13 protein-coding genes are annotated in these 13,969 nt (G+C 26.3%); 5 read left to right on the top strand and 8 right to left on the bottom strand.

Annotated features, from left to right (window positions below; genetic code table 11):
* Positions 1-5: 5 nt before the first annotated feature.
* Together JAHGCCOI_RS00900 and JAHGCCOI_RS00895 are read right to left on the bottom strand one after the other, a co-directional pair.
* Positions 6-311 (bottom strand): hypothetical protein, encoded by a 306-nt coding sequence (locus JAHGCCOI_RS00900; RefSeq protein WP_479492156.1) that lies wholly within the window; start codon positions 309-311, stop codon positions 6-8.
* A 1,006-nt stretch (positions 312-1,317) separates the two neighbouring features.
* Positions 1,318-3,126 carry an AAA family ATPase gene (locus JAHGCCOI_RS00895; protein ID WP_479492155.1) on the bottom strand — a complete coding sequence of 603 codons (1,809 nt, stop codon included), beginning with the start codon at positions 3,124-3,126 and terminating at the stop codon, positions 1,318-1,320.
* A gap of 649 nt (positions 3,127-3,775) precedes the next feature.
* Between JAHGCCOI_RS00895 and JAHGCCOI_RS00890 the strand changes: the two genes are divergently transcribed.
* From JAHGCCOI_RS00890 to JAHGCCOI_RS00875, 4 genes are read left to right on the top strand one after another with little or no spacing between them, the layout of a single operon-like run.
* Entirely contained in the window at positions 3,776-5,029 is a 1,254-nt protein-coding gene (locus JAHGCCOI_RS00890; RefSeq protein ID WP_071345666.1) for an ABC transporter ATP-binding protein, read from the top strand.
* Entirely contained in the window at positions 5,023-5,871 is an 849-nt protein-coding gene (locus JAHGCCOI_RS00885; protein ID WP_479492154.1) for an ABC transporter permease, read from the top strand. The genes JAHGCCOI_RS00890 and JAHGCCOI_RS00885 overlap by 7 nt, the downstream gene beginning before the upstream one ends.
* Positions 5,861-6,865, top strand: a complete 1,005-nt coding sequence (locus JAHGCCOI_RS00880) for an ABC transporter permease (protein ID WP_212775281.1) — start codon at positions 5,861-5,863, stop codon at positions 6,863-6,865. The genes JAHGCCOI_RS00885 and JAHGCCOI_RS00880 overlap by 11 nt, the downstream gene beginning before the upstream one ends.
* Positions 6,862-8,088, top strand: a complete 1,227-nt coding sequence (locus JAHGCCOI_RS00875; protein ID WP_479492153.1) for an ABC transporter substrate-binding protein — start codon at positions 6,862-6,864, stop codon at positions 8,086-8,088. Before JAHGCCOI_RS00880 ends, JAHGCCOI_RS00875 begins: the two co-directional genes overlap by 4 nt.
* Before the next feature lie 103 nt (positions 8,089-8,191).
* On the opposite strand, the gene JAHGCCOI_RS00870 is transcribed toward JAHGCCOI_RS00875, so the two are convergent.
* From JAHGCCOI_RS00870 to JAHGCCOI_RS00845, 6 genes are all read right to left on the bottom strand, one after another.
* Complete coding sequence (locus JAHGCCOI_RS00870) at positions 8,192-9,244, bottom strand: hypothetical protein (protein WP_479492152.1); 1,053 nt, start codon at positions 9,242-9,244, stop codon at positions 8,192-8,194.
* A 534-nt stretch (positions 9,245-9,778) separates the two neighbouring features.
* On the bottom strand, positions 9,779-9,925 hold the full coding sequence (locus tag JAHGCCOI_RS00865) for a hypothetical protein (RefSeq protein ID WP_479492151.1): 147 nt from the start codon (positions 9,923-9,925) through the stop codon (positions 9,779-9,781).
* 113 nt (positions 9,926-10,038) lie between these two features.
* A complete protein-coding gene (locus JAHGCCOI_RS00860) occupies positions 10,039-10,335 on the bottom strand; it encodes a hypothetical protein (protein ID WP_212775306.1) in 297 nt (98 codons plus the stop codon).
* Between the two features lie 184 nt (positions 10,336-10,519).
* The gene (locus JAHGCCOI_RS00855) at positions 10,520-11,173 is read right to left on the bottom strand and encodes a hypothetical protein (RefSeq protein WP_479492150.1); all 654 of its coding nucleotides are present in this window, start codon (positions 11,171-11,173) and stop codon (positions 10,520-10,522) included.
* Between the two features lie 152 nt (positions 11,174-11,325).
* Complete coding sequence (locus tag JAHGCCOI_RS00850; protein ID WP_479492149.1) at positions 11,326-11,832, bottom strand: hypothetical protein; 507 nt, start codon at positions 11,830-11,832, stop codon at positions 11,326-11,328.
* Positions 11,833-12,294: 462 nt separating this feature from the next.
* Positions 12,295-12,507 (bottom strand): hypothetical protein, encoded by a 213-nt coding sequence (locus tag JAHGCCOI_RS00845; protein ID WP_479492148.1) that lies wholly within the window; start codon positions 12,505-12,507, stop codon positions 12,295-12,297.
* Positions 12,508-12,929: 422 nt separating this feature from the next.
* Here JAHGCCOI_RS00845 and hrcA point away from each other — a divergent pair, with 422 nt between their 5' ends.
* Entirely contained in the window at positions 12,930-13,964 is a 1,035-nt protein-coding gene (gene hrcA, locus JAHGCCOI_RS00840; RefSeq protein WP_479492147.1) for a heat-inducible transcriptional repressor HrcA, read from the top strand.
* Positions 13,965-13,969 lie beyond the last annotated feature (5 nt).

Below are 13,969 nucleotides of genomic sequence, written 5' to 3'. Positions count from 1 at the left end.
TAATTTTAAGTCTTAAAGAGTAATTTTGAAATAAAAAAGTGTCTAAAAAAATGGAACAGTTCATCATCAGATTGCACACAAACAGGACCCATTCCTACAAAAATACCTCCTTTAAGAGCATGAGGATTGGAATGTTTCTTAGCAAAAACTTTAATATGCAACCACAATAACAAAAAAATACAAACAGCTACCAAAAAATAATTAAAATACCAAAATACCTTATTTTTAATTAAATATTGCTTTACTTTCGACAAAAAAGATTTTACCTTATTAAAAAAATTAATACAAATATCACTAATATCGCTAATCATAAGTCAAGTTCGTTATCTCCTTTTATACGGTTTTATATGTTTTTTATGTTTTGAAAATATCTTTATATTTTTAAATATACAATCATTTTAAATAACTATTAATAATTTTCTTTTTGCTATATTGCTATGTTGGTTTTCTTTTTTTCTTGTGTTTTTGGGTTGGTATTTATTTATAGATAAAAAAAATAGCATAACAACGACAACAAATAAATGGTTTTGTTAAATAGTTTTTAAAATAAAACTAAAATAGGCAAAATGAAAAATTGGAAAAATAAACAAAAAAGTAAGTTAGGACAAAATATAAAAAATAATTAAAAATCTAATAAATTAAAAATAAAACAGTTGTAAATATAAAAAAGATTGTGAAATGAAATAATAAATGAATAAATATTTAGCTTTCCCAAAATAAGTAAAAAAATGCAAATAATGAAAATCAACATTAAAATAAAAAAATTAAATAAAATAAATTGATATTATAAATAAATGTTATAAAAATAGCCAATTGATAAATGGCTTTTGGGCTTTATTAAAATAGTATCATAATTATAAATAATTACTTACTAAACAAATGAATTTATATAATTATCTAATAATTAATTTATAAGACCGTATAATCGATAATTAATCATTGATAAAAAGATTTTGAATATTAATGTTTTTACGCAATTTATTGCTCCCTAAAGCTTTTTAATATCATATAAGCGATTGTTGGGGGTTTTGTTGTCATAATTATTATAAAATGTATCAAAAAAGATAAATATTTTTGAAATTGTTTTTAAAATAAATGATTATTGTTATTTCTACAAATCATCAAAGTATTTATTACTAGATATTATACAATAATTTTTGTCTTTTTGCAAATATTAATTAATTATGCAGTTTTAAGGGATATAAAAAAATAAAAAATATAAAGTAAACAAAATAAAAAAACCCATCAATTAAGACGGGTTTATTAGGGTATTAAATTGTAAAAAAGTATATAAAAGATTTGTTTTTTGTAATGTAATTATTGATTATTATCCCTAGAGGAAGTTGGTTGTGGAGTTGAAGTTTCTTCTTTAAATTCTAATTTTATTTTGTATTCTTTTTTCTTATTTGATTGTGTTTCTTTAACTTCATTAGTTTCTTTAACTTCATCAATTGAAATTGTTTTTGTATAAAAATATTTACTTTCTGCAACAACAAAAGCATCTTTTCCTAAATTTTGTGTAGCAAGTTTGTCACTTAAAGTTTGCCATTGTGAATTAGGATTTTTGTTATCTTTATCATTTGGTTTTTCTTTATATTTTTCAATAATTTCTTTAGCTGCATTATAACTAGCTTGAATAATTGCATTAATTTCTTTAGCTTGAGTATCATTATCCAAACTAAAATCCATACTTTCCGAACCTAATGACATTCCAAACTCTTTTACCATTTTAGTAGCAATAGTACGCACCTTTTTCAAATCATCACAACAACCAACACTAACACTAGTTTCAAATACTTCTTCAGCTGCACGTCCTGCCAAAGTAGTAATCATTTGTTTTAATAAATCTTGTTTAGTTAAAAGTTGATCGGCTTGTTCGTCTTCATTACTAGCAGAAAAAAAGATAGTATATCCTGCTGCTTGTCCTCTTGGTTTAGCAGTTACACGATGCACATCAAACCCTAGAGCATGAGCTACTATGGCATGTCCTAATTCATGATTAATAACTCTTTTTTCATCTGCTTTAGAGATACTTTGTTTTAATTCAGGACCCATTAAAATTAAATCCATAGCATCATAGATATGCAAAGGTGTAATTTTGTTTGGGGAATTAGTATCTTTGGAGGCTATCTTTTTAGCTTCTTTCACTAAAGAATTAATATCTGCAGGAGTAAATTTAGATCCGTGCAAAGTTTTTGCCACTTGTTTTAATTCATCATCTGAAGGATAATTTGTTTTTTCAATGTTTTCTCGTTTCATAAAAGCTATAAGTAAGGCTTCGGTTGTTTTTAAATCTGGAGTACCTAAATAAATGTGCTTCCCTAAACGCCCTTCTCTAATTAAGGCATCATCTAAAAAATCTTTACGATTAGTTGCTCCAATAACAATAGCTTGCGGAGTTTTTTCATCTGAATCTACTCCATCAAGTTGAGTTAACAAAGCATTAAGAGTGCCTGAATGTTCTTGAGCGCTTTTTTCTTTGCTTCTTTCAGCTCCAATAGCATCAATTTCATCAATAAAGATAAAATAATAACTCTGTCCACTTTGTTTGGCAGTTTCTTGAGCTACTTTAAACAATCCTCTTACACGAGCTGCTCCAACTCCTATATATTTTTCGACAAAATCAGAGCCAGTAGTAACAAAAAAAGGAGCTTTACCTTTAACAGAACCCGCTAAACATTTAGCTAAATAAGTTTTTCCTGTTCCTGGAGGACCGTACAATAAAACTCCTCTTGGTAAATCTTTACGAGGCAAAGGGTTCACTTTATTTGCATCATCATCTACTGCTGAAATATATTCTCTTAACTCGTTTTTGACTTCATCATATCCAGAAAAGCTATCAATATCAAGATTGCCTTTGGGCATGTATTCTTTTTCTTGTGCCCACATAGTATCTTCTTGGGTTTCTTTTCCCATAGTCTTAGAAAAATTTTCAGATCCTTTATCAGATCCTTTAATTAAAACAAACAGAAAGAAAATCACCATAATATTTACAATAATAGTGCTTAAATTAGTAGGAATTGCAAAATAATTTTTAGGTTTTTTGGGCGGAATTGGATAATTTGGCGGATTTTGCGGTTGATTATCTGGTTCAGGATATTCAAATCTTTGCGGTTCCCATTTCATAATATACCTTCCTTTATATTTTTATATATTAATTAGTTAGTTTAATTGGGTTTATTTTTTTAGTGCATTTTTTTAGTAAATTAATTTGAAATGATAAAAAAATTCCAACATAAAATTTTAATGAAAATAAACAAATTGACAAATACCAAAAAATAAACATAATAAGAATCTTTATAAGCATTTATCCAACAATTTTTAATTATTTGAATCAATATTTGCAAAAAAATCATTTTACTATAATTTTCTTAACACATTTATTTTAACAAAATTTATAGATATTATAACAATATCAGCAAAAAAAGCACTTTTTATGATTGCAATTTATTAATTTTATGATAAGTTAAAATTAGCAATAAATAAATTTGAAATATTAAGAGATTTTGGTCCTTTTTGATTGTTTGTTGTTGTAATTTTAATTACTCCTTTTTTATTTTGTTATAAATTGATTATTTTGCTTTATAATTATTTTATTGACTAACTTATTACATTTAGTTTATCGACTATTTTTTTATATTTGATAATTGCTAATTAAACAACAATTTACAACTTAAACTTATAAATTATAAACTTAATTACAAATTACAATTGCAATTACGATTATAATTATAATTATTAACTTTATTTCTCCAAAAAAGATAGGTATCAAATCATGAAAACATTAATTATTTTAAAAGATTTAACCAAAGTATTTGACAATCAATTAATTTTAAGAGGCATAAATTTAGAAATTAAACAAAATGAATTTGTCACTTTATTAGGTCCTTCAGGTTGTGGAAAAACTACTATTTTACGTATTTTAGGCGGTTTTGAAAACCCTAGTAGTGGAGAGGTTTTATTTCAAGAAAAAAGCATTTTAAATGTAGCTGCTCACAAAAGACCAATTAATACTGTTTTTCAAAAATACGCTTTATTCCCTCATTTAAATGTCTTTGAAAATGTAGCTTTTGGTTTACGTTTAAAAGATTTTAACTCCAAGATTAAAGCTAATTTAGCTCTTAATAAAACTCATTATCAAACTAACAAAGCCAATTTATCAAAAACTTTTCATCAAGAATTAACCAAAGATTTAACGCAAGAAAAAACTACCCAAATTACACATAACTTTAACAATCAAATTGAAACTTTAACCAAAGATTTTGAAGCAAAACAAACTGCTCTTAAATGCAAAAAAATAAACAAGAAAGAGCAAGAAGAACAAATCCAAAAAGAAGTATTAAAATACCTTAAAATTATGGGTTTACAAGGACTTGAAAAAAGAACCATTGAACAATTATCAGGCGGACAACAACAACGAGTAGCAATTGCAAGAGCTTTAATTAACAAACCCCAAGTTTTATTACTTGATGAGCCTTTATCCAATCTAGATTTAAAATTAAAACAAGAAATGCAATACGAACTTAAAGAAATCCAAAAAAACTCAGGAATTACTTTTTTATTTGTTACTCACGACCAAGAAGAAGCATTTACTATGAGTGATAAAGTAGTTGTCATGAATCATGGCGAAATTCAACAAATAGGAAGTCCTGAAGATATTTACAACGAACCTGCTAATCGTTTTGTAGCTCAATTTGTAGGAGAATCCAACTTAATTAAAGGAGTGATGAAAGATGATTTTTTAGTTCATTTTGACAATCAAACTTTTAATTGTGTAGATAAGGGTTTCCGCAAAGAAGAAAATGTAGATATTGTTATTCGTCCCGAAGACATTGATATTGTCTCCCAAGGAAAAGGCTTAATTACAGGTATAGTACAATCAATTATTTTTAAAGGCGTTCACTGGGAAATTGATGTTAAAACTGCCCAAAGAACCTACACTATTCATACTACTGACCATGTTGAATTAAACAAACAAGTAGATATTACTTTTAATCCTGAAGATATTCATGTAATGGAGATTTGGTAATGAAAAAAACCTATACTTGCAAGGACAATCAAAAACTATACAGACTATTAATTTCGCCTTATTATATTATTTTATTAGGATTAATTATTTTACCTATGGGTTTTATTTTATTTGATTCTTTTCAAGATACTAACCAACAAAACGCATTTTTTGCAACCCGTTTTACTTTACAACACCATCAAGAATTTTTATCCAATCAATCATTTTTATACGTCCTTGCTAGATCAATTGCAATTTCTATTATTGTTACTTTTTGTGTCTTTATCATTGTCTATCCTCTATCCTATATGATTTCTCGCCTCAAAATGAAATGGCAAAGCTTTCTTGTCATTCTTATCAATGGCACTATGTGGATTAATATGATTATCAAAACCCAAGCATTAGTCCAAATATTTCATTTATTACAAAAAACTTTTAATATCAATCTTTTAGAAACTAATTTTGCTATGATTGTAGGACTTATTTATTTATTTTTACCATTTATGTTTTTGCCTATCTACACTGCAATTATCAAAATAAATCCCCAACTTATTCAAGCCTCCAAAGATCTAGGAGCAAACGAATGGCAAATATTGCAAAAAATTATTTGGCCCTTATCACTTTCAGGAGTACTTGCAGGCATTTGTCTTGTCTTTTTACAAACAGCAACTAATATTGTAGCTCCACGTTATCTCGGAGCAACTACCCAAATTACTATTGCTGAATTAATCGAAAACAAAGCTTTATTAAGTGGCGAAATCAAACAAGCTTGTGCAATTGCTATTCATCTTTCTTTAACAATGTTTTTGATTTTTCAAATGTTTAAAAAATTAAGTTTAGGAGAAAGCAAAGATGTCAATTAAATTATCTGGGGCAACCCCCCCCCAAACTGCTTCTACCAAAATCCCAAAAAAACCCAAAAAAACCATTACTAACACCTTATATATCATTTTAGTGTTAAGCTTTATTTATATTCCTATTTTATCTTTAATTATTTTTTCTTTTAACAAAAGCGAAGGCAGAATTGCATCTTTAGTTAATTGGCAAGGTTTTAGTTTTCAATGGTATTCTAAACTTTGGACTGACCAAACAGTTAAAACTGCTATCAAAATAACTTTATACATTGCTTGCCTAACTACTTTAATTTCTACTTTTTTAGGTACTTTTGCAGCTATTAGTCTTGCTCAAAGTCTTAACAAAAAATGGCGCAACATTGTTCTTAATGTAAGTAATTTTTCTATTGTTATTCCTGAAATTATTACTGCTTTAACATTATTTGTTGTCTTTGGTTTTATGGGTTTGGAATCTGGTTTTTGGAAAATGCTTTTAGCCCACATATCTTTTTGCACTCCTTTTGTAGTTATTACTGTCTATCCTAAAGTAATAAATCTTGACCCTCATTCTTTAGAAGCAGCCTATGATTTAGGAGCAACCCCACTCAAAGCTTTAACCAAAGTAATACTACCTCAACTTAAAGGAGCTATGCTTTTAGGATCCACTCTTGCTTTTAGTCTTTCTTTTGATGACTTTATGATTTCTTATTTTGTAGGTGGTTCTGAATGCCAAAATATTTCTGCTTATATCTACAGCCTCAAAGGAACTATTAACCCAACTGTAAATGCTTTATCTACTATTTTAATTATTATTGCTAGTTCTAAAATTATCCTTAATTTCATCAAATACAACAACCAAAAACAAAACCAAAGGAAAAATGCCAAAATAGAAGCAGAGGCAAATAACAATGAAAATGAAAGTACAAATGGAGCTACAACAATAACTACAAACAAAACCACAACCACTAACACAAAAACAAGCGCAAAGACAAACACCAATGAAAACGAATTTAATACCAAATGAAAAAGACAATTAAAACTGTAGCAACAACATTGCTTTTCATTTTAACAACAACTTTTGTTATTCTTATTATTCTTAATCTTAAAAACAAAAATATACTTCCCCAACACCAAGAAGAACAAACATTAACATTATTTAATTGGGGCGAATACTTAGAACCTAGCATTATTGAAAAGTTTGAAAAAGAAACTCAAATCAAAGTTAAACAAGTTCTTTTTTCTTCTAACGAACTTGCAGTTACCAAAATTAAAAGTAAAAACCAATATGATCTAGCTATTTTAAGTGAATATGCAATTGATCAATTAAGACAAAGCAAAATGTTAGAAACAATAGATGATGGTGAATTAATAAAAAATGATAAACATTATTATGAATTAAACAAAGCCCTCCAAGACAAAATCCCTTCTGAATTTAACAATTACGCCGTTCCTTATTTTTGGGGCAAAGTAGTTATTCTTTATAATAAAAACAAAATAACTCAAGATCAAATTAATGAACTCAAAGATCAAAATAAAGGTTTTAAATATTTAAAAGACACCAATTTAAAAGTAGCTTTATGCAATAACGCTCGCGACGGTTTAATGGTAGGTCTAAAAGCTACTGAAGGAAAAATTGCAAACCCTTCCCCAGATGAATTAAATGAAGCCAAAAAATGGCTCTTAGAACTAAAAGAACAAAAACCTAACTTAGCTTTTATAAACGACCAATTAATGGACCGCATGAAAAATAAAAATAACGAATACTATAATATAGTTATTGCTTATTCAGGAGATGCTAATTTTTTAAAAGAACAAAATAATAATCTAGATTATTTTTCACCTACAGAAGGAACCAACATTTGGGTTGATGCTTTGGTAATGCCTAAAGGAAGCAAAAAAACCCTAGCTTATAAGTTCATCAATTTTTTAAGACAAAAAGAAAATTACAAAAACAATTTAGCTTTTACTAAATATAATTCTCCTTATGTTGGATTAGAAACTTTTCCAGGAATTCCCCAAATAGAAATCAAAGATAACGATGAAGTTTACAAATACGACCAAACCACCCAAAAAACCATCAATACTTATTGGAACGACATTATTGCTTTTCCCAGTCAAAAAGATTATTGGCTATTTATCTTAAGTTTTTTCATTTTTTTAGCTATTTTTATCATATATTTCCATCATAAATTCAAAAATAAATTACGTTTAGACCAATTGCCCCAAAAAATAAAAACTTTAATATAATTTGTTCTAACCCCAAATATTAATCAATTAATATTCAAAAAACCAACTTTTAAGTTGGTTTTTCCTTTATAAATGAAACAATTAAAACTAATTTGGTATTCAATTAATTATTTTTTTCCATTTTTTTTATATAAAGATAAATTGCAATAATAAAAACAGCCAACAACAAAATAAATAATATATAGGCAAATATTTTTATATTGTAAATGTGTGTGTCATAAGTTTGAGATTGTAAATCACCCACATCAGCTACTTTATTATTGGTGTGGGGCAAATAAACTTTATTTTTTTGAGTATTTTTATTCACTAAAACATTTGTAAGAGGCAATATTGGTTCTACATTACTACTTTTACCCCAAGTATAACGATGTTGCCAATCAACTACTTTATTATTTTCGGTACTTGTTTCTAAATAATGTCTTTGGGATGTTTGTCTACCATTTTTATCATAAGTAGCATCCCAAGTATCATAATGTTGCCAATCAACTACTTTATTATTTTCGGTACTTGTTTCTAAATAATATCTTTTAGAAGTTTGTCTACCATTTTTATCATAAGTAGCATCCCAAGTATCATTATTTTTCCAATCCACTAATTTATCTTTTTCAGTACTTCCTTGCAAATAATGCCTTTCTAATAATTGATTATCATTTTTATCATAGGTTTTATCCCAAGTATCATGATGTTTGTAATTAACTAATTTATTATTTTCGGTGCTTTGAGCTAAAAAATATCTTTTAGATGTTTGTCTGCCATTTTTATCATAAGTAGCATCCCAAGTATCAGGATTTTGCCAATCAACTAATTTATTATTTTCGGTGCTTTGAGCTAAAAAATATCTTTTAGATGTTTGTCTACCATTTTTATCATAAGTAGCATCCCAAACATTATAATGTGTCCAATCAACTACTTTATTATCTTGCGTACTTTCTAATTTGTAATGTCTTTGTGCTATTTGATTTCCGTTGGTATCATAAATTGCATCATAAGTATCAGGATTTTGCCAATCAACTACTTTATTATCTTGAGTGCTTTCTTCTAAATATTTTCTTTTTTCTATAACTCCAGTAGCTAAATTTTCTTTTAATGGATTATTTGCCCAAACTGTAATTATATTTCCTAATAATAAAATAAAAATCCATAATGCCAATAACAACAAGCACACCTTAACCAATAAAAAATGCTTGGGTTTTTCTAAATTATTCACTTTGTAAAAAAACTCTTTTCTAATATGGCAATTATAAATAATTCCAACTTGAAAAAATTGCTATTATTTATTTTAATTATACAATTATCTCTTATTTTGTTTTTTATAATTGTAATAGTATTAAATACTATGTAAAATTATTATATCGCAAAATAGATAAAAATATACTTAATTTTTATTAATATTTCTTTGTTGTAATGCTTTATAAATTATTATATATATTATTTTATTGTGGGATAAAACCTAAAACTGATAAACAAACTTCTTTTAAGTCTTGAACTTCAATTTGTGTGTGTTTGTTTCTACACATATTAATACAAGCATCATTAACAAGTGTTTCGATTGAGGTGTTCCATTTTTTTAGACACTTTTTAAGTTTAATGAAATTATTTGTTAGTTTGAAAAGATATGAAATTATCTATTTAATTTTAAGTCTTAAAGAGTAATTTTGAAATAAAAAAGTGTCTAAAAAAATGGAACACCTCAATGATCTGGTTTGCTAGTTTGTATTAATGAATAGTCAGCTTTAGAAATTTGACAACCATATTTTTCTTTAGGTTTTGCATTTTCGTATTCTAAATTATATAAATTATTTTTACCTTCAGTCCAAATGATATAATATGATGGCAAAATTTTACTTAATGTTTCAAAATCTTTTTTTCAAAGAAATTTATTTTTCCATTAATATCTTTTTGAGTGGGTTTCATTCCTTCAAAAAAACAATACTCTCTTATGATATTGTTTTATAAATCTGGATAAATTAAATAAGGGGTAACAGTTATTTTATTAATATTATATTTTTTTAATTGGGATGGATTTTGTTTCGGCATTTCAGAATTTATAATTTGTTCTTTTATATTTGGAGGTTTTTCAAAAAAAGAATTAAATGCAAGTTCATTTTTATTTTCTAATTTTTGATTTTCTTCTTTGATTTTTATTTTGTGTTTTGCGTCCAAATATGTCCAAATAATTATTAAAATAGATAAAACAGTAATTATGGATATTGTAATAGTAATATTTTTTTTATTTAGGGTTTTCATTTTTTAGTTACCTTTCATTATAAATTTACCTCCTTACCTTTATTTTACTCTTTTTTTGCGTAAAAATCGCTCAAAAACAGTTAAAAAGTGAAAAAAAAGATACTTTTTGCCATATTAAAGGAGGTGATTTCAATTATATAATAAAAATAAGACTCTCATTTGTTGAGAGTCTTATTGATTTAGATTAATTTTTAATATTGTATATTTCTTTTAAAGCATTTTGGTAAGGTTGGATGTCTATTTGACTAAATTTATTTTTAGTTTGTAAATTTTGAAATAAATTGTTATGCCTTGTAATTGCTAAAGTTTGATCATTTTCTAATTGTTTGTTTTGTTGACTTAATTGTTGTAATGTATCACCAATGCGATTCATTTTATCTTCTATTTTTCGTTTTTCTTGTTCGTTTGCTGCTTCGTATTGTCTTTCTAAAACTTTTATATCTTTATTTATTTTTTTGCTGCTCAATGATATGTCATCCATTTTGCTATTTATTTTTAAAATATTTTCGTATGATTCTTTTTCGTCTTTAGACATGAAAGACATTTGTTGTTGTTGGTATTGTTTGCGTAGTTCTTTTTCTTTTGCTTTTATAGGTAGAATTTTTGGTAGTTCTTTAAGTTCATTATTGGTAATATATTTTAGTCTTTTGTTAAAATTTTCTTGTGAGACTTCTATTTTATTATTTATTTCAGTTTTATTGTTATTTTGTGATGAGGTTTTTAATAACATCGCATCAGAAGTGAATAATTGAGGTGTTACAAAGAAATAAAAAGTTGTAATTCCAATTAAAATTAAAAAGATAGTTGTAATAAGGATATATTTTTTGTTGCGGGTCATTTAGTTTGCTTTCTATTTTAAAAAGTGCTATTGTGTTTATCTTTGGTTCTTAATTTTATTTTATCATTTTTTTATTATTTTAATAATTTATTATTTTAAAAGTTTTTTTATATTATAAAGTTTTTCGGGTTGTAAAAAGATGAGTTAATGTTTTAAAATATGGGGTTGTCAGTAATTAAATAAATGTCTGATAATTGTAAATTGAGTATAAAATTTAGTTCTTTGGTGTACATTTCTAACATTTTTTCTTGAAATTGTTGAGTATAATGGATTTTATCTATTGTGTGTTTTTGGTTTTTTTGGATATTTAAATAACTATTATAAATAGAGCCTAATCCTTGTTTTTCAAAAAGTGGAGTTGTAGGATGATTACTATATTTGCTTTTACAATCTTTCCAAGTTTTAGTTAATAAATCATGGAGTATTTCATTTTTTATTAAGTCATAATTGTTTCTTGTTGTCTTTATTAAAATATTAGAATTTATTTGAGGATGATATTTTAGTTCTTTTTCTTTGGATAGTTGTAAATTGAGTGTTTTTGGTTCTTCTTGGTTTATTTCTAATGCTATTTCTTGTTGTATATGTGGATATAGAATTAAACCTAATAACAATATACTTATAATTACTAAGAATAATAAAACTTTAATATTTATTTTCAAATTATTTATTTTCTTTTATATATTGAAGGGACAAGTGTTTCCCCACATTTATATTATAACTATTATTATGTAAAAAGTCATTATATAAACAAAAAAGACTATCATTTAAGATAATCTTAATATTGTTTAAGTAATTTTTTGTTAGTTTGGGATGGGGGATTGTGTTTAAATTCATTGTTATACCTCCTTTCTTTTATATTTTAGGTATATTGGTTGGTTGGGGGGTGGGTTTTATGCCTAAAATATGTTGGGAGGGTAAAATATTTTGGGTATGTTTTAGTTTTTGAGTAGTTCGTTTATTTTGGATAGTTTGTTTTGGTAGTCGGAAAGGGATTTTGGAGACGGTCTATTATTCTATTAAATTGTGTTTCAAACATTTCAACTGATTTAATTTGCCCATCTAATATACCAATTTCGCGTTCTAAACTTTCAATTTCAATTTTGGATTCGGCAAGTTGTAATTCAATTGCCGTTTTTTGTTCGTGGGTTAGGTTTGGTTTGCTTTTTTGTGTTTGTTAGTTTGGTTTTATGTTCGTTTAAACGTGTTGTTTTTTCATCTCTTTGTTGTTGTGGTTTTATTTGGGTGATTTTTTCTTTTTCAGTTTGATAATTTTTAATTGAATCTTGGGTGGTTTTAATACTTGCTTCAATAGTGGTTTTAAAGTTAAGGACCATTTCTAAATCATAAAGTTCCCCTTCGTATTCGTATTTCTTTTCGTTTTTTGTTTGTGGTTGTGATGTGGGTGTAAATGTTTGAGAAGGTAAGTAAGGATTTTGGTTGCTTTGACTTCCTGTATAAATTCCTTCGTTATTACTGTAATCAGGTTTGTAAGATTGTGTGGGTTTGGGGGATGTTGGTGTGTCATCAGGTTTAGTGTTTTGATTAAATAAAACTAAAACTTACCCCTATTTAAGGATGCTTTTTTCTTTTTTATATTATTATTATTAATTATTTATAATCACATTAAAATTAATACAAAATACATAATTATTAATATAAAATTAATAAAAATATAACAAAATGAAAATATAGGGTTGACATTCAACAAAAAAAGTAATACAATATTATTGGCAATCGTTAATGTGAGTGCCAAGAGGTGATGAATATGCTTTCAGATAGAAAAAAATTAATCTTAAAGGCTGTAGTGGAAAACTATTCACAAAAAGGACAACCCGTAGGTTCTAAACTGCTTACTCATTTGCCTTATCTTAAATTTGCAAGTGCTACTATTCGTTATGATATGGTGCAATTAGAAAAAGAAGGGTTTTTACAAAAAAATCATACTTCTAGTGGTAGAGTGCCTTCTTTTAAGGGATATACTTACTATCTAAACCATTTATTAACACGTGATCATGATGTTGCTTGTATGTTTGAAAGCATTGACAAAGTGATTCAAAAAAAGCGTTTTTGTAAAGGACAAGTAATTAAAGAAGCTCTTAATTTGTTAAATAATTTAACTAATTATACTACTATGGCAATTGGTTCTGATATTTTTAATAATAGTAAAATTACTAAAATTGATTTTATTCCTTTAAATAGTACTCAAGCTGTTATTTTGATTATTACTGATAAAGGAAATGTACAACATCAAAATATTTCTTTGGATCAAACAAAAGAAATTAGCATTTATGACCTTAAAGATGTAGTGCAAGTAGTAAATGATTTGTTGACAGATAAGTTTTTATCAGAAGCAGCCAATATTATTCAAAGTGATTTTTTTAAACAAACTATTGCTAAATATATTTGTTTTCAAGAACAATTAATTGCTTTGTTTATGGAAGCTTTTAGTAGTTTTGCCTCAGAGAATCTTTATTTTTCGGGGGTTTCTAAAATGCTTGAAAAACCTGAATTAAGTAATCCTGAAATTATTAAAAAATTTATGGGTCTTTTAGAGCGTAAAGAATTATTAAAAATTATGTTAAATCAAGATAGTTTGTCTTTTAAATTTTCTGATGGCTTGCAACTTACCCCTTTAAAAGATTGTATGATTCTTTCTATTCCTTTTGATGTAAATCCTAATGAGAAAGGAAGAATTGCAGTTGTAGGACCTTCGTGGATGAAATATCCTAAAGTTATTCCTATTTTGGAATATTTGGCAGTTCATTTATCTAAATTAAACGATCAAGAATAACAAAT

Source organism: Mulberry dwarf phytoplasma, assembly GCF_056504655.1.
This window is presented reverse-complemented; position numbering and strand designations above follow the sequence as displayed.